21 protein-coding genes are annotated in these 21,405 nt (G+C 65.3%); 14 read left to right on the forward strand and 7 right to left on the reverse strand.

Annotated elements, in window-relative coordinates; translation table 11 throughout:
• Positions 1-21 precede the first annotated feature (21 nt).
• The 3 genes from AC1X6S_RS01015 to AC1X6S_RS01025 are packed head-to-tail and all read right to left on the reverse strand — an operon-like array spanning position 22 to position 2,382.
• Complete coding sequence (locus AC1X6S_RS01015) at positions 22-1,140, reverse strand: acyl-CoA dehydrogenase family protein (RefSeq protein WP_483404955.1); 1,119 nt, start codon at positions 1,138-1,140, stop codon at positions 22-24.
• Between the two features lie 28 nt (positions 1,141-1,168).
• Positions 1,169-1,549 carry an RNA-binding S4 domain-containing protein gene (locus AC1X6S_RS01020; protein WP_483403988.1) on the reverse strand — a complete coding sequence of 127 codons (381 nt, stop codon included), beginning with the start codon at positions 1,547-1,549 and terminating at the stop codon, positions 1,169-1,171.
• A complete protein-coding gene (locus AC1X6S_RS01025; protein WP_483403989.1) occupies positions 1,546-2,382 on the reverse strand; it encodes an MBL fold metallo-hydrolase in 837 nt (278 codons plus the stop codon). Before AC1X6S_RS01025 ends, AC1X6S_RS01020 begins: the two co-directional genes overlap by 4 nt.
• Before the next feature lie 231 nt (positions 2,383-2,613).
• Between AC1X6S_RS01025 and AC1X6S_RS01030 the strand changes: the two genes are divergently transcribed.
• Both AC1X6S_RS01030 and AC1X6S_RS01035 read left to right on the forward strand, forming a co-directional pair.
• Positions 2,614-2,946: a DUF7882 family protein gene (locus AC1X6S_RS01030; protein ID WP_483403990.1), complete on the forward strand. Its 333-nt coding sequence runs from the start codon at positions 2,614-2,616 to the stop codon at positions 2,944-2,946.
• Positions 2,943-3,173, forward strand: coding sequence for a hypothetical protein (locus tag AC1X6S_RS01035; RefSeq protein ID WP_108390852.1), 231 nt, complete (start codon positions 2,943-2,945; stop codon positions 3,171-3,173). The genes AC1X6S_RS01030 and AC1X6S_RS01035 overlap by 4 nt, the downstream gene beginning before the upstream one ends.
• A gap of 2 nt (positions 3,174-3,175) precedes the next feature.
• Here AC1X6S_RS01035 and AC1X6S_RS01040 read toward each other — a convergent pair whose 3' ends face one another.
• Positions 3,176-3,715 carry a Dps family protein gene (locus AC1X6S_RS01040; RefSeq protein ID WP_483403991.1) on the reverse strand — a complete coding sequence of 180 codons (540 nt, stop codon included), beginning with the start codon at positions 3,713-3,715 and terminating at the stop codon, positions 3,176-3,178.
• A 199-nt stretch (positions 3,716-3,914) separates the two neighbouring features.
• On the opposite strand from AC1X6S_RS01040, the gene AC1X6S_RS01045 reads away from it, so the two are divergent.
• Both AC1X6S_RS01045 and AC1X6S_RS01050 read left to right on the forward strand, forming a co-directional pair.
• Positions 3,915-5,108 (forward strand): type III polyketide synthase, encoded by a 1,194-nt coding sequence (locus AC1X6S_RS01045; protein WP_483403992.1) that lies wholly within the window; start codon positions 3,915-3,917, stop codon positions 5,106-5,108.
• Positions 5,105-5,830, forward strand: coding sequence for a methyltransferase domain-containing protein (locus AC1X6S_RS01050; protein ID WP_483403993.1), 726 nt, complete (start codon positions 5,105-5,107; stop codon positions 5,828-5,830). The genes AC1X6S_RS01045 and AC1X6S_RS01050 overlap by 4 nt, the downstream gene beginning before the upstream one ends.
• Positions 5,831-5,841: 11 nt before the next feature.
• Here the strand turns inward: AC1X6S_RS01050 and AC1X6S_RS01055 are convergent, their stop codons facing one another.
• Positions 5,842-6,705, reverse strand: coding sequence for an SGNH/GDSL hydrolase family protein (locus tag AC1X6S_RS01055; RefSeq protein ID WP_483403994.1), 864 nt, complete (start codon positions 6,703-6,705; stop codon positions 5,842-5,844).
• Positions 6,706-6,833: 128 nt separating this feature from the next.
• Here AC1X6S_RS01055 and AC1X6S_RS01060 point away from each other — a divergent pair, with 128 nt between their 5' ends.
• The 4 genes from AC1X6S_RS01060 to AC1X6S_RS01075 all read left to right on the forward strand — a co-directional run bounded on the left by AC1X6S_RS01060 (position 6,834) and on the right by AC1X6S_RS01075 (position 9,424).
• On the forward strand, positions 6,834-7,466 hold the full coding sequence (locus AC1X6S_RS01060) for a CDP-alcohol phosphatidyltransferase family protein (RefSeq protein WP_483403995.1): 633 nt from the start codon (positions 6,834-6,836) through the stop codon (positions 7,464-7,466).
• A gap of 106 nt (positions 7,467-7,572) precedes the next feature.
• Positions 7,573-7,986: an FHA domain-containing protein gene (locus tag AC1X6S_RS01065; protein ID WP_483403996.1), complete on the forward strand. Its 414-nt coding sequence runs from the start codon at positions 7,573-7,575 to the stop codon at positions 7,984-7,986.
• A 3-nt stretch (positions 7,987-7,989) separates the two neighbouring features.
• On the forward strand, positions 7,990-8,730 hold the full coding sequence (gene ftsR / locus AC1X6S_RS01070; RefSeq protein WP_483403997.1) for a transcriptional regulator FtsR: 741 nt from the start codon (positions 7,990-7,992) through the stop codon (positions 8,728-8,730).
• A 148-nt stretch (positions 8,731-8,878) separates the two neighbouring features.
• Positions 8,879-9,424 carry a MerR family transcriptional regulator gene (locus tag AC1X6S_RS01075; protein ID WP_108390857.1) on the forward strand — a complete coding sequence of 182 codons (546 nt, stop codon included), beginning with the start codon at positions 8,879-8,881 and terminating at the stop codon, positions 9,422-9,424.
• Positions 9,425-9,887: 463 nt separating this feature from the next.
• Here AC1X6S_RS01075 and AC1X6S_RS01080 read toward each other — a convergent pair whose 3' ends face one another.
• Positions 9,888-10,706, reverse strand: coding sequence for a ParA family protein (locus AC1X6S_RS01080; RefSeq protein ID WP_108390858.1), 819 nt, complete (start codon positions 10,704-10,706; stop codon positions 9,888-9,890).
• A gap of 75 nt (positions 10,707-10,781) precedes the next feature.
• Between AC1X6S_RS01080 and AC1X6S_RS01085 the strand changes: the two genes are divergently transcribed.
• The 3 genes from AC1X6S_RS01085 to def all read left to right on the forward strand — a co-directional run bounded on the left by AC1X6S_RS01085 (position 10,782) and on the right by def (position 16,139).
• Positions 10,782-14,189: a pyruvate carboxylase gene (locus AC1X6S_RS01085; RefSeq protein WP_483403998.1), complete on the forward strand. Its 3,408-nt coding sequence runs from the start codon at positions 10,782-10,784 to the stop codon at positions 14,187-14,189.
• A gap of 73 nt (positions 14,190-14,262) precedes the next feature.
• Positions 14,263-15,651, forward strand: coding sequence for a MinD/ParA family ATP-binding protein (locus tag AC1X6S_RS01090; protein WP_483403999.1), 1,389 nt, complete (start codon positions 14,263-14,265; stop codon positions 15,649-15,651).
• Positions 15,648-16,139 (forward strand): peptide deformylase, encoded by a 492-nt coding sequence (gene def, locus AC1X6S_RS01095; RefSeq protein WP_483404000.1) that lies wholly within the window; start codon positions 15,648-15,650, stop codon positions 16,137-16,139. The genes AC1X6S_RS01090 and def overlap by 4 nt, the downstream gene beginning before the upstream one ends.
• A 125-nt stretch (positions 16,140-16,264) precedes the next feature.
• Here the strand turns inward: def and AC1X6S_RS01100 are convergent, their stop codons facing one another.
• The gene (locus AC1X6S_RS01100; RefSeq protein WP_483404001.1) at positions 16,265-18,088 is read right to left on the reverse strand and encodes an AMP-dependent synthetase/ligase; all 1,824 of its coding nucleotides are present in this window, start codon (positions 18,086-18,088) and stop codon (positions 16,265-16,267) included.
• 173 nt (positions 18,089-18,261) lie between these two features.
• Here AC1X6S_RS01100 and AC1X6S_RS01105 point away from each other — a divergent pair, with 173 nt between their 5' ends.
• From AC1X6S_RS01105 to AC1X6S_RS01115, 3 genes are all read left to right on the forward strand, one after another.
• Positions 18,262-19,221, forward strand: a complete 960-nt coding sequence (locus AC1X6S_RS01105; protein WP_483404002.1) for an ROK family glucokinase — start codon at positions 18,262-18,264, stop codon at positions 19,219-19,221.
• A 17-nt stretch (positions 19,222-19,238) separates the two neighbouring features.
• Positions 19,239-19,928: a lysophospholipid acyltransferase family protein gene (locus tag AC1X6S_RS01110; RefSeq protein WP_108390864.1), complete on the forward strand. Its 690-nt coding sequence runs from the start codon at positions 19,239-19,241 to the stop codon at positions 19,926-19,928.
• 102 nt (positions 19,929-20,030) lie between these two features.
• Positions 20,031-21,356, forward strand: coding sequence for a class II 3-deoxy-7-phosphoheptulonate synthase (locus AC1X6S_RS01115; protein WP_483404956.1), 1,326 nt, complete (start codon positions 20,031-20,033; stop codon positions 21,354-21,356).
• Positions 21,357-21,405 lie beyond the last annotated feature (49 nt).

The raw sequence follows: 21,405 nt of genomic DNA on the forward strand, positions 1-21,405 counted from the left end.
TGCTGCCGGGCGGGGGACCTGTCACTCGCGCGTCGAGACCGGCCCAAGCAGGTGCGATGCGACTGTGCTGTGTGCTGACTCGGGATCGCTCGGGTGGAACAGCCCGGCGAGGGCATCCCGGTACAGGCGGCTCAGCTCGTTGTCGGCGGAGTACGACGACCCGCCTGAGCATCGGATCGCCGTCTCGACGACCGACCTGGCGACGTCGACCGACCTGGTCTTGGTGCCGGCCAGCAGCCGGAACCACGCGGTTCCGTGATCGACTCGCGCGTCGACATCGGCCGCGAGCGACTCAATCTGTGGGGCGAGCGAATCGAGAGCGATCGCGGCGTCGGCCAGTTGCCAGCGGATGTCGGGATCATCGGCGTAACTGCGCCCGCCCGCCTTCATCGATGTCCTGCGCTGTGCCGCCTCGACACCGAGCTCGAGAGCCCGATCGGCGATCCCGGCGTAGACCGCGCTGATGAGCAGGAGGAAGTTGCTGAAGATGCCGAAGATGTACGGATCGCCGCTCGGCCCGACCGGCAGGGTCCTGGCAATCCGCTCCGGCGCCACCCGCGCGTTCTCGAGCACCGTGGTGTAGCTCTGGGTCGCTCGCATGCCCAGGGTGTTCCACTCGCCGGCTGTTCGATGACCGGGGGTCTCGCGGGTGAGGTATCCGTGCACGAGGACCGGCGCGTCAGGATTGGAATCATCCCTGCCGAAGATTCCCAGTCGCGTCCACGCGGGTGACAGCGAAGTGAAGATCTTGGTGCCGGTGAACAGGTACGACCCGTCGTCCTGGGGCTCCGCCCGGGTTCTCGAGTCGAACATGACCTGGTCGTTGCCGGCCTCGCTGTTGCCGAATGCGAAAAGCTCACCGGCGCGCGCATCGTCGAGGATCCAGTCGAGGCTCGGGTCCCCGCCCGCCGACACCACCCGGGCGACCCCGACCACGACGTGGTGCATGTTGATGCCGAGCGCCGTCGCCGGCGCGAAACGCGCGAGCGTGCGCTGGTTCCGGACGGCATCGAGCAGTGACTGCGGTGCGAGGTAGCCCGCGTGGCGGAGGTCGTCCAGGTCCTCGGTGAAGAAGGCGTTGAGCTGGTCGTAGCCGGGCGCCCTGGCGCGGAACCGCTCGAGCAGGTCGGAGGTCAGCATGTCCACGCGCTCAGCCTAGACGGCCCGATCACAGCTCGGGTTGTTCCCGACCCCGGAGTTTTTCCAGATCGCGTCGCTCACGCTTGGTGGGACGGCCGGCGCCCCGGTCGCGCGTCGGCTGCAACGCGATCTCCTCCCGCGGCGGTGGCGGGGGAGTTCTGTCGATGAGGCACTCGGCGGCGACAGTCGCTCCGACGCGCTTGGTCACCAGGCGGTTCACCACCACGATCCTGTCGAATCCGTTCTGCCGGATCCGCACCTCGTCACCGATCTTCACCGGATGGGACGCCTTGACCCGGTCGCCGGCGACGCGCACGTGCCCGGCTCTCGCCGCCGTCGTCGCCATCGACCGGGTCTTGTAGACGCGGACCGCCCACAGCCAGCTGTCCACCCGAACCGTCGACGTCATCCGCTGACATCCCCGGAGGCAAGGAGGGAGTATCCGCGGTGAACGGCCGCCTCGGCAAAGTCCAGCGGCAGTGCCGTCGCTCCCGAAATCCGGTCGGCGACCAGTTCGGCTGGTTCTCTCCGCGCGAACGCTTCACGAATGCCGTCGGCGACGGTGCCGAGCAGGTCCGCCTGTGCGCGGACGAACGTACGGTCGACGGGGCTGCCATGACCAGGCACCACGACGTCGGCCTCTGTCATCACACCGGCGAGCGTCTTCACCTGGTCCGGCCAGTCGAGCGGGAAGCTTCCTGACCCGTACATCGGCGGGCCGGACTCCTCGATGACGTCGCCGACGATCCAGGCGCCGGCATCGGGGATGTTGACCACCAGGTCGGTGTCGGTGTGCCCTGGCCCGAGCGGGAGAAGACGAACGAGCCGGTTGCCGATGTCGAGGTCGGTACTGGCCTCGATGAGTTCGGTCGGCGGGGTGAGGGTAACGTCGCGCCAGTCGTACTGCGGCTGTGCCGCCGGGTTCGACTGCCACTCGGCAAGCCGCGGCGACTCGAACTCGGCGAAGTGCCGCGGAATGAGGTGGTGCCCGAGGATCACGGCGGAGCCAGCGAACGCCTGGTTCCCGAAGGTGTGGTCGTAGTGGGCGTGGGTGTTCACCACGTGGGTGATCGTCCGGTTGAACGAGGCGGCGTCCCTCAGAATCTCGTCGCCCTCGCGCGGGTTGCAGCGCGTGTCGACGAGCAGCGCCCCCTCATCGCCCAGAACCAGGGTGACCGAGATATCGAGCGGTTGGTAACGCCGGACAAATACCCGGTCGGCAATTTCAGTCCAGAGCGGCATGGTGCCGATTCTACGTGTCCCGGACCCGGCTGACCGCTCCGCGCGACGACGGACCGGGAGCCTGCGACCCGGGCCCGCGTGACTTTGTCAGGCCGCACCGTGCCTCTTACCTCCCCGGCCCGCTCGCGATATGGTTCTCGGAGTAGTGATGGGCCAGCGTTGATCCGCGGGGTGCATTGTTGGCAGCACCTGGCACGTCGAGTCGCCAGCATAACTTCGGGAGGATGCGGCATGGGAAAGCTGTTTTACGATTCAACCCTGACCGTCGATTTCGACGACAGGGTGCTCGCGCACCTGCAAATCGTCATCGGCGCGAAACTCCGGCGGGGTGAATCGTTCTACTTCAGCTGGAAGGATGACCCAGCAGTCGGCGACGGCCGGAGCACAATCTGGCTGGCCCCCAACATCCCGTTGCACTACAAATACTTCGGTTCGCGCCTGCCGGCGCTCAATCGTGACTGGATTCTTGCGTTGAGCGCCTCGTCGAACTCAGCGAGTGGTCTTCAGATCGTGCCGGAACCGCAGCAGCGACCGCCAGGTGCCGCACAGGACGACGAGTCGTGAAGCGGGTCGAGATCGCGTACGGCGGCCAGAAGTACTCTGTCCCCAACCGCGACATCGCCGACCTCCGCTCGGAGATCGGCGATGCGCTTGGTGCGGGAAAAACGCACTGGCTCGAGGTCAACAGCGGCGAGGGCATCCTCGAACCCGCTTACCTCCTGATTTCGCCCGGCGTTCCGATCGCGCTCCTGGACGTCATGCGTACAGTGTCGCGCTCAGAGGCAGGTTAGCCCTACGACGTCGTGCGGTTTTCGGCACTGACCATCCACGCGTACTGCTCGAGCTTGGCGATGATCGCGTGCAGGATGTCGGCCGTCGTCGGGTCTTCCTCGTCGATGGCGTCGTGCACATCTCGCATCGTTCCGACCGTCGCCTCGAGGCGAACCGTGATGAGGTCGACGGTCTGGGCCGTGTCCACCTCGCCGTTCGGGAAAGCCGGGAGCGTCGTGGTCGACGCGACTGTGTCGCTCCTGCCGTCCGGCACCGCGTGCAGTGCACGCATCCGCTCGGCTACCTCGTCGGAGAATTCCCTCGCGGCGTCGATGATCTCATCGAGCTGAAGGTGAAGGTCCCTGAAGTTCTTGCCGACAACGTTCCAGTGCGCCTGCTTGCCCTGGACGTGCAGCTCGACGAGGTCGACGAGCACTTTCTGCATATTCTCGGCGAGCTCGCGAGAGGCGATGAAGCCTCGCTCCGGCTTCTGCCTCCGCGTGGTTTTCGCGCCGGAGTTCGTTGCTGTTGTCCTGGTTCGTTCCTGCGTTGCGGTTGCCATAGTCTGCTGTCCTTTCGCCCGGCGTCGGCTCGGCCGGTCTGGTTGCAACAGGTTATGGCGGGACGGCCTGGCGACTCAAGCCCTTGCGAATTCCCGGCGGATCAGACAGGCGGCGCGAAAGCGTCGCACATTCTCTGTGCTGTTGAGGGCCGAATGCAACCGGCGGGGCAAAGGAGTGCGCTGTGTTTAGAGTGTGAATATGCCTACCCATGTGCGAACCATCCAGACCGCCGTCCCCCCGACGAGCCTGGACCAGACGGTCGCGCGGGATATCTTTTCCGGGCAGGACGGGCTCACGAGGCTCGGCGAACGCCTTGTGCGGGCGTCCTTCGACGGTTCGGGTATTTCGACGAGGCAAACAGTCATCGAGGACCTGGGCGAGGCCCCGGTGGCCGGCGACCCGGTGTTCTATGACCGGGCGAGTGGCACTCTGCTGTCGCCGTCGACCCGAACACGCAACGAGGTCTACATCGATGCCGCGGGCCGGTTGTTCGTCGAGGCGGCGCAGCGCGCACTCGATGCGTGCGCGGACATCGACGCGAGCGACGTGACGCACGTCGTCACTGTGTCGTGCACGGGCTTCTTCGCACCAGGACCTGATTACCGTGTCGTCAGGTCACTCGGCCTTGCGTCGACGACCCAGCGCCTGCACATCGGTTTCATGGGCTGCTACGGCGCCTTCGCCGCGCTCAGGGCAGCCGCGGCATTCTGCGAGTCCGATCCCGACGCCGTCGTCCTCGTGGTCTGCTGCGAGGTGTGCACGATCCACGTGCGATCGTCCAACGACCCCGACCAGATCGTCGCATCGAGCGTCTTCGCCGACGGCGCGGCAGCGGCGATTGTCACCGGCCGACCCGGCCCTGCCGGCTCGATCAGCCTGGCCGTCGACAAGCTGGCGAGTGAACTCACCCCGATCGGCGAGGACGACATGGCCTGGACGATCGGCGATACAGGCTTTGACATGGTGTTGAGCGCCGCGGTACCCCGGATCATCGACACCTACATCCGGCCAGCGCTCGAACCGCTGTTCGCGAACGAGCCGCAACTGGCGGACGACCCGGCCGGCACCATCACCCACTGGGCGATCCACCCGGGCGGCCGCAGCATCCTCGACAAGGTCGAGTCCAATCTCGGACTCAGCGTCGCGCAACTCGCGCCGTCGAGGCGGGTTCTGCGTGACTACGGCAACATGTCGAGCGGTACGGTGCTCTTCGTGCTCAGGGACATCCTCGACGGCGCTGGCGCTGGCGGCGACTCTGGCGATGCTGGCGATGCTGGCGATGCTGGCGATGCTGGCGATGGTGGCGGCGGAAACGGCGAACGCGTGTGCGCCATGGCATTCGGGCCGGGGCTCACCGTCGAAACCGGGTTGTTCACCCGGGTCACCCAGTGAGCGTGCTCACCGGGTTATCCAGCTGGTTGCGGTTCAGGGACGCCGAGGCCGTCGAGTGGATGGACGACCCGAACTGCGACTTGCCGACCCTGCTCCGGACCTATGAGCACTTCCGCATCGTCAACCCTGTCGTCGCCGGCTGGCACCTCACCTACCTCACGGAACTCAAACCACGATTCACCGGACCGAGCCACACACTCCTCGACATCGGCACAGGGGGAGGCGACGTCGTGCGGGCCCTCGCTCGCATGGCGCGGCGTGACGGCGTGAGCCTCGACATCACGGCGATCGACCCGGACCCGCGCGCGGCGGCGTACGTCGAAAGCCTGCCAGCCACCGACGGCATCCGTTACCGACGTGCCTCGAGCGCTGACCTCGTCGATGAGGGAGCGAAATTCGACTTCGTCATCTCGAACCACGTCATCCACCACCTCTCTGCGCGCGAGCTCGGGGCGGTGCTCGCTGATTCCGAGAGGCTGGCATCGGTCATCGCCATCCACAGCGACATCCGGAGGACGCGACTGGGCTACGTGCTGTATTCCGTCATCACCGGACTCTTCTTTCACCGGTCATTCGTCCGCGATGACGGGCTGATCTCCATCCGCCGCAGCTACCTCGCGACCGAGCTCGATTCGGTACTCCCGCCCAGGTGGCTGGCACGGTCACAGCCGTTCTGGCGTGTGCTGGCTGTGTTCGACCCCGGGTCAATCACGGCGGCGTGAGTCTGCCAGCGTCAGCGGGTGAGAGCTGCGATGACCGTTCCGGCGGTCAGCACTGACCCGCTGGGCGCAGGGTGGAGGAGATCGGGAAGCAGCAACGATGCAACATCACCCGACTCGAGGTACGCCGAGTGCACGTCGATCGGGCGGACCGCCTGGTGCTCGGCAAGCCAGCTTGCGACGTGTCCGATGACCTCGTCGTGTGCTGCGGCGTACTGATCCAGTCGCGGGTTCTCGAGCAGGGCGGCATATCCGATCCGTGCGGGCCACCGTTGTTCGATCCCGGCGATCAACGAGGTGAACTGTTCTCCGACCTGGGCAGGCTCGAGTACGTTATTGAGCCCGTGGTTGAGGATGACGAGGTCTGGTTCGGTCGGCACGAGGGTGTCGATGTGAGTGAGGGAGTACGCGGCGGTCTTTCCGCTGGCAGAGCCGTTCCACACAACGAGGGGAGCATTCGACGCCTCGGCGTTGAAGGTGATCGGCGCGAGATACGAGTTCGACAATACGTCCCACGGATGCTGCACAAGCGGCCGGTCGAGCTGGACCGAGAGTTCACGGAACGCGACGTCGACCCATTCGCCCTCCGCGTTTCCCGTGGAGTCACCGATGACCTGGGCCACGAACGTCCGCTCCTGTTCGTCGATCCTGGCCCAGGCATCGGCGAACGACGCAGGGGACAGCGTGGCGGCGCCGGCAATGTTGCCGCCACCCGCTTCGCTTCCGGCCGCGGGGGCAGCGACGGGGCGGGGTGTCACGGTGAAGAACGTGGCAGCGAGCACTGCGGCCAGCGCGGCGGGAACGGCGACCTTCAGAAGACGAGTGCGCAGCCCCGATGCGCGGTGTGTATCTCCGCCCGCTTCCGCTGCCCGCTTCATGGGTACAGGTTACGGCAGAGTGCCCACCGGTGGGCTCCCCATATCGGGGTCGCATCCTGTCGCGCACTCTGCGGTGCAGCCCGGCATGCCAGTGCCGGAGGGCACCCCGTGTCGTCTAGGCTGGCGGGGTGAGCACAGAGGGCAACTTCGGGGTGAGCGATCGGATCCTGACGCTCCCCAATTTGCTGAGCTTTCTCCGGCTCGCACTTGTCCCCGTTTTCCTCGTTTTGCTCGTCGAAGGCCAGGACATCTGGGCGCTCGTCGTGCTCGCCGTCTCCGGGTTCACCGATTTTCTCGACGGGTTCCTCGCCCGCCGGCTCAACCAGGTGACGCGACTCGGCCAGTTACTCGACCCGGCCGCAGACCGGCTGTACATCCTCGCCGCACTGCTGGGTCTCGCGTGGCGTGAGCTGATTCCTTGGTGGCTCGTTGCCGTCATCGTCTCCAGGGACATCATGCTCCTGGCGATCGGCATCTTCCTCGCCCGCATCGGACACGGAGCGTTCCCGGTCAACTGGGTAGGGAAGTGCGCGACAGCATCCCTGTTCCTTGGCCTTCCGTTGCTCATGCTCGCTGCGGCCATTCCGGACGTCCATGACTGGGTTCAGCCGTTAGGCATGTTCTTCGCGGTGGTCGGTGCCGTGCTTTACTGGTGGGCCGGGATTCTCTATCTGGTCGACACCATCAGGGTAAGAAGAGTGAACCGAAAGCCACGCGGGTCGGCACAGACCGACTCCGCATCCGATACGCTGGAAACCTAGGAGGTTCACGGTGCAACTACCCGATGAGCAGAACCCCGCAACAGGGGCATTTCTGCGCCAGCCTGCCGCCCAGGGCGGTTCAGGTCAGGCCGCAGATGACTCGACCATGAGTTTCAGTCGCGATCTTGGTGCTGCGCTCCAGGCTCTCGAGGCCGACGTCAGCGCAGACGAGCGGGAAGCCATCGCGGCACTTCCGTCTGGTTCTGCATTGCTCATTGCTCGTCGCGGTCCGAACACCGGTGCACGGTTTCTGCTTGACGCCGACGTCACGACCGCTGGCCGGCATCCCAACGCCGATATTTTCCTCGACGACGTCACGGTGTCGAGGCGGCACGCCGAATTCCTTCGGCACGGCGTCGCCTTCGAGGTTCGCGACCTCAACTCGCTCAACGGTACCTATTTCGACGGTGTGCGCATCGACAGCGCCCTGTTGAGCGATGGCGCTGAGGTTCAGATCGGAAAATTCCGCCTGACCTTTTACGCGTCGCGTGAAGACCTGAACTCCACCGCGGGCGCCTAGCGCATGTCGGCTCAGGCAGCCAGGCGGCAGGGAGCTGAGCAGGGACACCCCGAGGCCGGGCGCGGGCGCCAGGAACAATCCTCGACTGCGCTTCTCAGCATCGGCCAGGTTCTCGCTCGACTGGCCAACGATTTCCCCGACCTCAGCAACTCGAAGCTCAGGTTTCTCGAGGAGCAGGGGCTCGTGTCGCCGAGCCGTACCCAGTCCGGGTACCGCAAGTTCTCTCCGGCGGATGTCGAACGTGTTCGCGTCATCCTGTCGATGCAGCGCGATCACTACTTACCGCTGAAAGTCATCCGCGGCTACCTCGCCGACCTCGATGCAGGGCGCTCTCCAGCCTTGCCGGGCGCGACCGGGACCGTATCGACGATCATTCCTCCCGGCCGGCGTTACCGGCGTGACGAAATCATCAAGGAGACCGGCGCGACAGCCGCCCTCTTCAACGAGGCCATCTCGGCGTCGCTGATCACGCCATCCGAGAGCTACACGGACGACACGCTCGAGGTTGTGCGCTCACTCGTCGCCCTCAAGCGGTCCGGGATCGAGCCGAGGCACCTTCGCGGCTACCGCGCGACGGCCGAACGCGAGGTCAGCCTCATCGAGAGCGCGCTCCTGCCCATCTCGAGGCGCGACGATGCGGCGAGCAGGGCTCGTGCCGCAGAGTTGTCAGGCGAGATCGCCGGCAGGCTCGATGTGATCAGGGCGAGCCTCGTCCGGTCGGCGCTCGGCAGGCTTACCTCGTGACTTGCGCCGGCGTCCAGGGTCACAGAATGATCACGGCCTCTCGACACGCCGGACCTGGTGAGCGGATGTCGTTGATCAGAACGGCCCGGCTCTGTAGCGTGGACAACGCGGTACACACCGCAGCCTTTTTCGACAGGAGCACACACGGATGAGCGAGAATACCGCCAACGAGAATGCTCGGTACGATCTCGGACTTCTCTTCACCGATGGAATGCCCGACCTCGATGACCAGTCCGGCTACCGCGGCGCCGTCGCCGCCCGTGCCGCTGGAATCAGCTACCGCCAGCTCGACTACTGGGCACGTACCGGCCTCGTCGAGCCCACGGTCCGCGGGGCAGCCGGATCCGGCTCGCAGCGCCTCTACGGCTTCCGCGACATCCTCGTTCTCAAACTGGTCAAGCGACTTCTCGACACCGGGATCTCGCTCCAGCAGATCCGCACAGCGGTGAACCAGCTCCGCGAGTCCGGCATCAATGATCTTGCCCAGACGACCCTCATGAGCGACGGGGCCAGCGTCTACCTGTGCACGTCGAACGACGAGGTAATCGACCTCGTCAGCCGTGGCCAGGGCGTCTTCGGCATTGCCGTCGGCAAGGTACTACGCGAGGTGGAGAGCACCCTCATCGAGTTCGACAGCCAGGCTGCTGACCCGATGGACGAACTCGCCCTTCGCCGCGCCGCGCGTACGGCCTGAGCCGGCGCCGTGCGCTCTGTGCGCCCCGCGCGTATGGCCTGAACCGGTCTCGCGCGCTGTGTCCCCGCACGAGAGCATCACTTCCGGTCGAGAGCACCAGTTCCGCGGGATGCGCTCGACCGCAACTGATGCTTTCGCCACCGCGGGCGTGCGAACACGCCGACGGTGGGCGACTGGCGCGGGCTCACTCGCTGCGGTCGAGGTCACCCGGCGGAACGAGTGATGTCGCCCGCGTCGGGTGAACTCGCGGGTGTGGTGTGCTCATGCCGTCTCGGCGAGAGCATCACTTCCGGTCGAGAACGTCGGTTCCGCGGGATGCGCTCGACCGCAACTGATGCTTTCGCCACACCGGGCGTGCGAATACGCCGACGGTGGGCGACTGGCCCGGGTTCACTCACTGCGGGTGAGCTCACCCGCAGAACGAGTGATGTCGTCCGCGTCGGGTGAACTCGCCAGAGTGTGGTTAGCGCGCGGCCTTCGCGGGGTCGGCGTATTCGCCGACACGACCGGTCCGGAGCACGCGGTCCAGGAGGAGGTCGAAGTTGTTCGCCATCTCCTGCGCGCTGTCGCCCGGCCAGATGTGGAGGGGCTTCGCCGCGCCCTGCGCCTGCTGAAGCGAGGTGCGCTCCGGCAGCTGCGGGCTGAGGACGAGCGGTCCGAACATGTCGCGGAGTTCCTTGATCCGGAACTGGTGCTCGAGTGACTGCGAACGTACGCGGTTCACCACGATGCCGAGCGGCTGGAGCCTCGGGCTCAGGCCGCGACGGATCTCCTCGATCGCGCGGAGTGCACGGTCGGCTGCCGCGACGGAGAACAGACCGGGCTCGGTGACGACGACGACACGGTCGCTCGCCGCCCAGGCCGTGCGGGTCAGAGCATTCAGTGACGGTGCGCAGTCGATGAGGACGAGGTCGTAGTCGTCCTCGACGTGCGCGAGCGCCTCTTCGAGCTTCCAGATGTCGCGGATCGACGGGTGAGGGCCGTCAAAGTTGATGGCGGACGGACTTCCGATGAGGACGTCGATCGTGCCGGGGTGGGTCTTCGTCCAACCGCTTGGCGAGATGGCCTGGCGGACTGTTTTCTCTTTCGGAGACGCGAGAACATCGGCAACGTTCAATCGACCTGTCAGGTCGATATCCATGCCGGTGGAGACATCCGATTGTGGATCGAGGTCCACAACGAGCGTTCGGACGCCCTTCGCAAAGGCCGCGGAGGCCAGGCCAAGGCTGACTGTAGTTTTCCCGACGCCTCCCTTGAGGCTCGAGACGCTGAGTACGTGCACAAGTAGATACGTTACCTTCACTAAGCTGGCAGAACCTAACTGTTCCCTGTGCGCTGTGCTGCCAGAGAGGTCTGCATGTTCAAAAAAATTCTCGTCGCCAACCGAGGCGAAATCGCGATCCGCGCCTTCCGGGCTGCTTATGAGCTCGGAGCGAAGACTGTTGCCGTGTTCCCGTTCGAGGACCGGAACTCCATGCACAGGCTCAAAGCCGATGAGGCATATCAGATCGGCGAACCAGGTCATCCCGTCCGCGCGTACCTCGATGTCTCCGAGATCATCCGGGTCGCCCTCGAGTCCGGCGCCGACGCCATCTACCCCGGGTACGGGTTCCTCTCGGAGAACCCTGACCTCGCCGAGCAGGCTGCCGCCAACGGCATCACGTTCATCGGGCCTACCTCAGACGTGCTCGAAATGGCCGGAAACAAGGTCACCGCGAAGGAGCACGCGATTGCGGCCGGCGTGCCGGTCCTCGCCTCGACTCCCGCCTCACGCGACATCGACGTACTCCTCGCCGGCGCAGACGAGGTCGGATTCCCCCTCTTCGCCAAGGCGGTCGCCGGCGGCGGTGGGCGCGGTATGCGCAAGGTCGCAACCAAGGAAGAACTTGCCCCTGCCCTCGCCGAGGCCATGCGTGAGGCAGACAGCGCATTCGGTGACCCGACGATGTTCCTCGAGCAGGCCGTCATCCGCCCCCGTCACATTGAGGTTCAGATCCTCGCGGATGCCACCGGCGACACGGTTCATCTCTTCGAGCGCGACTGCTCTGTGCAGCGCCGGAACCAGAAGGTCGTGGAGATCGCGCCTGCACCGAACATCAGCGACGAACTGCGCCAGTCGCTCTACAGTGACGCCATAGCTTTTGCCCGTTCGATCGGTTACGTCAACGCGGGCACCGTCGAGTTCCTCCTGGACACCGCGGGGGAGCGCAAGGGCAAGCACGTCTTCATCGAGATGAACCCGCGCATCCAGGTCGAGCACACGGTGACGGAAGAGATCACCGACGTCGACCTCGTCCAGTCACAGATCCGTATCGCGGCGGGGGAGTCCCTCGCTGACCTCGGCCTGAGCCAGGATTCCATCCAGATGCACGGAGCCGCTCTGCAGTGCCGCATCACCACCGAGGACCCGGCCCAGGGCTTCCGTCCCGACACCGGAAAGATCACCACCTACCGGTCGCCCGGCGGTGGCGGTGTCCGCCTCGATGGCGGAACCATCAACCCCGGCGCCCAGATCAGCCCGCACTTCGACTCGATGCTCGCGAAGATGACCTGCCGCGGCCGGGATTTCCCCGCCGCCGTCGCGCGTGCCAAGCGAGGCCTTGCCGAGTTCCGCATCCGCGGTGTGTCCACCAACATCTCGTTCCTGCAGGCCGTGCTCGAGGACCCGCAGTTCGTCGCCGGTGACCTCAGCACGTCGTTCATCGACGAGCGCCCCGAGCTGGTGCGTGGCCGGGTCTCCAAGGACCGCGGCACCAAGATCATGAACTGGCTCGCCGACGTCACGGTGAACCAGCCGAACGGTCCGCGCCCCACCAACCTGCACCCGGCCGAGAAGCTTCCCGACATCGACCTCAGCGTTCCGGCGCCCGCCGGTTCGCGCCAGCGCCTGCTCGAGCTCGGCCCGCAGGGCTTCGCCACCGCCCTTCGTGAACAGAAGGCACTCGCCGTCACCGAGACGACGTTCCGCGACGCCCACCAGTCCCTCCTCGCGACCCGGGTCCGCACCCGCGATCTGCTCGCCGCCGCCCCGTACGTCGCACGGCTCACCCCCGAACTCCTCTCGGTCGAGGCCTGGGGCGGTGCCACCTACGACGTCGCTCTCCGGTTCCTCGGCGAGGACCCGTGGGAGCGGCTGTCGAGCCTCCGCGAGGCGCTGCCGAACGTGGCCATCCAGATGCTCCTGCGCGGGCGCAACACCGTCGGCTACACCCCGTACCCGACAGCGGTGACGGATGCCTTCGTGCGCGAGGCCGCGGACAGCGGCGTCGACATCTTCCGCATCTTCGATGCCCTCAACGACGTCAGCCAGATGCGGCCTGCCATCGACGCCGTGCTCGCCACGGGGACGACCGTCGCTGAGGTGGCCGTCTGCTACACCGGCGACCTGCTCGACCCGGCCGAGGACCTGTACACCCTCGACTACTACCTGCGCCTCGCCGACGACATCGTCGCAGCGGGAGCGCACGTGCTCGCGATCAAGGACATGGCGGGGCTCCTGCGCCCGGCCGCTGCCGCGAAGCTGGTGTCGGCGTTCCGTGAGCGGTTCGACCTTCCGGTGCACGTCCACACCCACGACACCGCCGGTGGCCAGCTCGCCACGCTCCTCGCTGCGAGCGAAGCTGGTGCGGATGCCGTCGACGTTGCGAGCGCTCCGATGGCGGGGACCACCAGCCAGCCGTCGGCATCCGCACTCGTCGCCGCTCTCGCGCACACAGAACGTGACACGGGAATTTCGCTCAAGGCCGTCACCGACCTCGAGCCGTACTGGGAATCGGTTCGGCACATCTACAAGCCGTTCGAATCAGGCCTCGCCGGCCCGACCGGTCGCGTCTACACCCACGAGATCCCCGGCGGCCAGCTGTCGAACCTGCGCCAGCAGGCAATCGCGCTCGGCCTCGCCGATCACTTCGAGCTGATCGAGGACATGTACGCCGCCGCCGACCGGATCCTCGGCCGCGTGCCCAAGGTCACGCCGTCGTCGAAGGTCGTCGGTGACCTCGCGCTCTACCTCGCCGCGGTGAAGGCTGACCCGGACGACTTCGCCCAGAACCCCGACAAGTACGACGTCCCTGACTCGGTCGTCGGCTTCATGGCAGGTGAACTCGGTGACCTTCCCGGTGGCTGGCCCGAGCCGTTCCGCAGCAAGGTCCTTGCCGGGAAGAACATCAACATCGAGGTGTCCCCGCTCAGCGCCGATGACCAGGCCCAGCTTGACGGCACGTCTGACGAACGGCGCGCCGCCCTCAACCGGTTGCTGTTCCCCGCCCCGACCCAGACGTTCCTGCAAACGCGTGAGTTGTTCGGCGACCTCTCTGTTGTCGACACCATCGACTACCTCTACGGCCTCGACCAGGGCCAGGAGCACGTCATCGAGATCGACAAGGGCGTGCGCCTGTACGCCGGTCTCGAAGCGATCGGTGAGCCAGACGACAAGGGCATGCGTACGGTCATGACCACTCTCAATGGTCAGCTCCGCCCCGTGTTCGTGCGGGACACGAGCATCAAGGTTGAGTCGAAGCCCATCGAAAAGGCCGACACGTCGAAGCCGGGACAGGTCGCAGCGCCGTTCTCCGGCGTCGTCACGGTGAAGGCGGCCGAGGGCGATGTCGTTGAGGCCGGCCAGGCTGTTGCGTCGATCGAGGCCATGAAGATGGAAGCGGCGATCACCGCGGCGGTCAGCGGCACAGTAGAGCGGGTGGCCATTTCGACGACCCAGCAGGTGGAAGCGGGAGACCTCATCATCGTGATCACGCCCAGGGCGTAGGCGACTGTTGACCGCCGACAGTGGGGTGCCGCCTACACTGGGAGGCTGAACCCGAACGAAGGGGGTAGCTCCCATGGCACCCACTCAAGCCACAGGAGGGAACGCTCGCCACTCCGGTCGCAGGTCCGTCTCGGATGCTGCCACCGGACCAGCGTTGTCTCCCGCCGAGGGTGAGGCGGAGTCGTTTGACTCCGCCTCACCCGGCAACAGCTCGATCGACGCGGCTTCGATTGACACCGCCTCGATTAACACCGCGTCGATCGACATCGATGCATCACCGCGAGCGACGGTATCCGTGCAACTGCCCGCTGCGCCGATCCATGACATCCCGGAAGACGAACAGGCCGTCGCCATCGACGACGTTGCGGTGCAGCCCGACTCACTCGAGTCAGGTGACGTCGAGACGAGTTCGGTCGCGGTCCCGGTAACGACACCGATCGCCAACGAGGAGCCGGTACGCGCCAGACGCTTCGGACCGGGTGCTCCCGAGACCGCTGCGCTCCTGACGAGCGAACGACTCCTCGACGGCGCGCGCGGGTCGAGGACCCCACCGGATGGTTTCTGGCAGAAACTCCTGTTCGATGCGACGGGCAAGCGCGTTCACCTCGGCGACTCCGCCAAGGCAACCGCTCGCAAGGAACTTGACGAACGCATCCGCAAACGCTTTGTCGGGGAAGCCAGGTTCGTCCCCGTGCTGACCAGGAAGGGCGGGGTCGGTAAAACGACGGTCACCGCGCTGCTCGGGATGGCCCTCGCGGACGCCCGCGACGACAGGATCATCGCCATCGACGCCAACCCCGACAGGGGCACCCTGGCTGAGCGGATCGCCCAGCACACCGATCGCACGGTGAGGGACGTGGTGCGCGAGGCTGACGCGATCAGGGGCTACACCGAGTTCTCGACGATGGTCGCCCGCGACGAGACCCGCCTCGACGTCCTCGCATCCGACACGGATCCGCACCTGTCCGACGCATTCAACGCCGACGACTACGACACCGTCGCCGACCTTGCTTCGCGGTACTACTCGCTCGTACTGACCGACTGCGGTACAGGCATCGTGCACTCGGTCATGTCGGCAACACTGCGGCGGGCGGATGCCATCGTCATCGTTTCCGGATCGAGCGTCGATGAGGCGCGGCTCGCGTCGGAAACCCTCAGCTGGCTCGAACAGAACGGCTTCGAGAGTCTCGTGGCGAACGCCATAGTGGCGCTGAACACCGCAACCCAGGGCTCCCACATGGTCAACCTCGGCGAGATCGAGAGCCACTTCAAGTCGAGAGTGCGCGAGATCGTCCGGATTCCGTATGACCCCCAGCTCGCGGCGGGCTCGGCGATCTCCTTCAAGGACCTCAAACCCGTGACGAGGCATGCTGCACGCACGCTCGCAGCACTCGTGGTCGAAGGAATGCCGACAACGCGACCCATCATTTCCCGTTCAACCCAGAGTGAAAGGCCCCAGTGACAGAACGACAGATCCGGCTCTTCGGAGACCCCGTCCTCAAAACCCCTTCCGAGCCCATCGACGTGATCGATGACAGGGCACGGAGCCTCGTCGAAGACCTGCTCGATAGCGTGCGGCCTCCGGGGCGAGCGGGTGTGGCTGCAAGCCAGATCGGCGTCAACCTGAGGGCATTCAGCTACAACGTCGACGGTGACATCGGGTACATCATCAACCCTGTGCTCGTCGAGACGCGGGGAGAGGTCGAACTTGTCGACGAGGGATGCCTTTCGGTACCCGGCCTCTGGTATCCGACGCCCAGGTACCCGTTCGCACGGGTGACAGGAATTGACCTCGACGGCAACGAGGTAGATGTGTCAGGGACAGGGGTGCTCGCGCAGGCGCTCCAGCACGAGACCGATCACCTCGACGGCATGCTCTACCTTGACCGGCTCGGCAAGGAACACCGGCGGGCCGCCATGAAAGAGGTCAGGGAGAGCAGCTGGTTCTAACCCGCTCTCCCAGCGTCGTTCAGCCTGCTCGCGGCTGAGCCCGGTTGCATCGAACGCAGAACACCCGTTCCGGATTGTCCGGAACGGGTGTTCTTGTTCTCCCGAGGAGCGCCGTCGACCGGCAGCTACTTGAGCGACATGCCCTGCGTCGGTGCGTTCGCGTAGATTCCGTCGATGTCGCCGGCAAAATCCTTGAGGATCACGTGGCGCTTGATGCTCAGTTTCGGTGTCAGGTGGCCGCTCGCCTCGGTGAACTCGCTTGCGAGCACAACGAACTTCCTGATCGATTCGGCGCGAGAGACTCGCGTGTTCGCGAGGTCGATCGCGCGCTGGATCTCAGCCAGCACCGCGGGGTTCTTCGCGGCGTGAGCCAGGGAGAGACCGGCATCCTCACCGTTGTTGCCGAGCCAGGTCCCGATCATCTCCGAGTCAAGAGTGATGAGCGCCGAGATGAACGGCCGCTGGTCGCCGACGACGACCACCTGGCCGACGACCGGGTTGGACCTGATCGGGTCTTCGAGGGCAGCGGGTGCGACGTTCTTGCCCGCGGCGGTAACGATGATCTCTTTCTTGCGTCCGGTAATGGTGAGGTTGCCGTCCGCGTCGAACGAGCCAAGGTCTCCGGTGCGGAACCAGCCGTCATTGAAGGCCTCAGCCGTCGCCTCGGGGTTCTTCCAGTACTCCTTGAAGACGTTGAGGCCCTTTACCTCGATCTCACCGTCGTCGAGTGTACGGATGGACACGCCGGGCATCGGCGGTCCGACGGTACCGATGGGGGTCTTGCCCGGCCTGCCGACTGTCGCGGGCGCGGTGGTCTCGGTCAGCCCGTAGCCCTCGAGGATTTCGATTCCGAGGCTGTGGAAGAAGTGACCGAGGCGAGAGCCAAGCGGTGCTGAGCCTGACACCGCATACTCAACATTGCCGCCCATAGCGGTGCGCAGTTTGTTGTAGACGAGCTTGTCGAAGACGAGATATTTCGCCTTGAGGGCGAACGGGACCTTTCCGGCCTGCTGCGCTTTCGAGTAGTCGACGGCGACGTCGGCCGCGGCACGGAAGATTTTGCCCTTGCCGCCCGCTTCAGCCTTCTGCTCGGCCGAGTTGTACACCTTCTCGAAGACCCGCGGAACCGCGAGCAGATAGGTCGGCTTGAAGGATCCAAGCGAGGGGAGCAGTTGCTTGGTGTCTGGCTGGTGGCCGGTCTTCACACCGGCGTGCACGTTCAGCACCGAAATGAAGCGAGCGAAGATGTGAGCGAGCGTGATGAAGAGGAGCGTCGACGACCCGTTCTTTCCATCGACCACTTCGTGCAGTGCGACCGCGGAGTTTCGGGAGAGTTCGACGAAGTTGGAATGGGTAATGACACAGCCCTTGGGCTTGCCTGTCGACCCCGACGTGTAGATCAGGGTCGCGATGTCGGAGCCGACGGCGAGCGAGCGGCGTCGCTCGATTTCAGCGTCGGTGACGTCGGTGCCTGACGCAGCGAGTTTGCCGAGGTCGCCGAGCGCGATCTGCCAGACGTTCCGCACCAGGGGAAGGTCTGCGTGGACCTCGTCGAAGCGCGCGAAGTTGTCAGCGGTCTCCACGATGACGGCGATTGCCCCTGAGTCCTCCATGTTCCACTGGACCTGACTTGGCGAGCTCGTCTCGTAAATCGGCACCAGGATGGCGCCGGTGAACCAGGTGGCGAAGTCGATGAGCGTCCACTCGTAACTCGTCTTGCACATGAGCCCGATCTTGTCGCCAGGCTCGATTCCTGCGGCGACGAGGCCTTTGGCAAGGGCGACGACCTGCCGGAGGAATTCTTCTCCGCTGACGTCTTTCCACCCGCCATTGACGGGGAGGGCAAAGAGGGGGGCTGTCGGCGTAAGCTTCACGCGCTCGACCAGCAGATCCGTTGTGTTCGCGTTCGGGTCGGCGGCGACAACTGCTGGTACATCGAACTGTTCCAAGGTATCTCCTTCGGTACCTAGAGGGGCAGGGTACGTCTACTCTAGGGGTGTGGGGCCCCCAGCGCCGGTCAGATGGCGGCGGTTGGGCCGAATCGTTAACATGGACGTACCGACGCGGTCTGCCCTTGTCGCTTTTGTCGGGTCTCGACCCCATCCCTACTGGAGGCTTCCGCGTGCACGCAATCGGTATCGATATCGGTGGAACGAAGATCGCCGGTGCGCTCGTCGATGAAGACGGTGAGATCGTGAGCGAAACGCGTGTGCCGACGCCTGCGACCACGGAACTGATCGAGGATGCCGTTGTCGCGATGGTGAGCGTTCTCGCGGCCGGCAGGAACATCGACGGAGTCGGCGTCGCCGCCGCAGGCTTCATCGACGCTGCTCAGTCCACCGTGTACTACGCGCCAAACATCAGCTGGCGCAACGAGCCGTTCCAGGCTCGCCTCTCGGCGCGGCTCGACCTCCCGATCGTCATCGACAACGATGCGAACGCCGCGGGCTGGGCCGAATTCCGGTACGGAGCCGGCCGCCTGTTCAGCGACATGGTGATGCTGACTATCGGCACGGGGGTCGGCGGGGCCATCGTGACCGATGACAGGCTCTTCCGCGGGGGCTTCGGCGCCGGCGCAGAGCTTGGACACATGCGGCTCATCCCCGACGGTTATCCGTGCGGATGCGGCCAGCACGGTTGCCTGGAGCAATACGGTTCAGGTCGGGCGCTTCTCCGCTTCGCCAACGAACTCGCCGACGCCGGTGGAATCGGGCAGATCCTCGCCGACCGGCGTGCCGAGGCCGGCACGCTCACCGGGCACGACATCTCTGAGCTGATCGTCGCAGGTGACGGCGGTGCCAACGCAGCGCTCCGACAGCTCGGTACCTGGCTCGGGCAGGGGTGCGCGAGCCTCGGCGCGGTTCTCGACCCGCAGCTGTTCGTCATCGGCGGCGGGGTGGCCCAGGCCGGAGACCTGCTTCTCGAGCCCATCCGTGCGTCGTACCTCGAGCACCTTCCCGCGAGGGGATACCACCCTGAGCCCGAGTTCAGGATCGCCGAGCTCGTGAACAACGCCGGTGTTGTCGGAGCAGCCGATCTTGCGCGTGTCGCCGCAAGGCGCACCGCACCGATCGAGCTGTAGAGGATACTGGGACGACGATGTTCTACTGGTTCATGAAGCACATGGTGGCTGGCCCCATCCTGAAATCCATCTTTCGCCCGTGGGTGATCGGGCAGGAGAACGTGCCGAAGACCGGGGGAGCCATCCTCGCTTCCAATCACCTCTCGGTGATCGATTCCGTCTTCCTCCCGCTCTATCTCGATCGCCGGATCTCGTTTCTCGCGAAGAGTGAATACTTCACGGGCAAGGGCCCCAAGGGCTGGGCGACCCGGATGTTCATGACAGCGACGGGGATGCTGCCGATCGACAGGTCAGGCGGCAAAGCCTCAGAGGCATCCCTCAACACAGGGCTCCGGATTCTCGGGGGAGGTGACCTCCTGGGCATCTACCCGGAGGGAACCCGCAGCCCCAACGGAAAGATGTATCGCGGCCGCACAGGCGTTGCCCGCATGGTCCTTGAAGCCGGGGTACCCATCATCCCCGTCGCCATGATCGACACCGAGAAGATGATGCCCATCGGAACCACGCTTCCGCGCATCCGTCGCATCGGTATCATCATCGGCAAGCCGCTCGACTTCAGCCGGTTCGAGGGCATGGAGGGCGACAGGTTCATCCTTCGTTCCATCACCGACGAGCTGATGTACGAGCTGCAGCGCCTCAGCCTGCAGGAGTACGTCGACGTGTATGCAACGAGCGTGAAGGACAAGGGCGCAATCGAATCGCGCTAGTCTGGAACTTGGCCCGTTCGCATTCGAAACGGGCATTCCTCATTCAGAACAGGACGTTCCGTGGCAGATCCAATCGATCCGGTGGTAGTGGCAGATGACTCTGTGATTTCCGGTCTGGACTATTGGCGTGAACTGCCGATCAAGCAACAGCCGTCGTGGCCTGACGCGGATGCCGTTGCGCGCGCGTCAGCGCAGATCGCCTCGTTCCCCCCGCTCGTATTTGCCGGTGAAGTGGACATCCTCCGCGAGCGGCTCGCTCGCGCGGCATCCGGTGATGCTTTCCTCCTTCAGGGTGGTGACTGCGCCGAGACCTTCGCCGGAGCAACGGCCGACCAGATCCGCAACCGGGTGAAGACGATCCTGCAAATGGCCGTCGTTCTCACGTACGGCGCGTCGATGCCCGTCATCAAGATGGGCCGCATGGCCGGCCAGTTCGCGAAGCCGCGTTCGAGCGACACCGAGACCCGCGGCGACGTGACTCTTCCCGCCTACCGTGGCGATATCGTCAATGGCTACGACTTCACGCCCGAATCCCGCCGTGCAGACCCGGCCAGGCTCGTCGAGGGATACCACACGGCGGCGTCGACCCTCAACCTCATTCGTGCGTTCACGCAGGGCGGGTTCGCCGACCTTCGTGAGGTGCACAGCTGGAACAAGGGCTTCGCGTCCAACCCGGCGAACCACCGCTACGAACAGCTCGCTCATGACATCGACAAGGCCATCAGGTTCATGGAAGCCGCCGGCGCCGACTTCGACGAGCTCAAGCGCGTCGAGTTCTACACGGGCCACGAGGGCCTGCTCATGGACTACGAGCGCCCCATGACCCGGATCGACTCCCGCACGGGGATGCCGTACAACACCTCATCCCACTTCCTCTGGATCGGGGAGCGCACGCGTGACCTCGACGGGGCGCACGTCGACTTCCTCTCGCGGGTTCGCAACCCGATCGGCGTCAAGCTCGGCCCGACGACGACTCCTGAAACCATGCAGAAGCTCATCGACAAGCTCGACCCGAATCGTGAGCCCGGTCGCCTGACGTTCATCACGCGGATGGGCGCTGGCAAGATCCGTGACGCGCTTCCTCCGCTGCTCGAGGCGATCAAGGCGACGGATGCCAACCCGCTGTGGGTCACCGATCCGATGCACGGCAACGGAATCACCACGCCGAACGGGTACAAGACGCGTCGGTTCGACGACGTCGTTGACGAGGTGAAGGGATTCTTCGAGGCGCACCGCCAGGCGGGGACTCACCCCGGCGGAATCCACGTCGAACTCACGGGCGACGATGTCACCGAGTGCCTCGGCGGTTCTGAGCAGCTCGACGAAGCGGCGCTGGCAACACGGTACGAGTCGCTCTGCGACCCGAGGCTCAACCACATGCAATCCCTCGAGCTCGCCTTCCTCGTCGCCGAAGAGCTCGCGAAGTAGCTTCAGCACGCCCCAACACGAAACCCCCTGGCCAGCGGCCAGGGGGTTT

The sequence above is a fragment of the Mycetocola sp. Y442 genome (genome assembly GCF_056898615.1).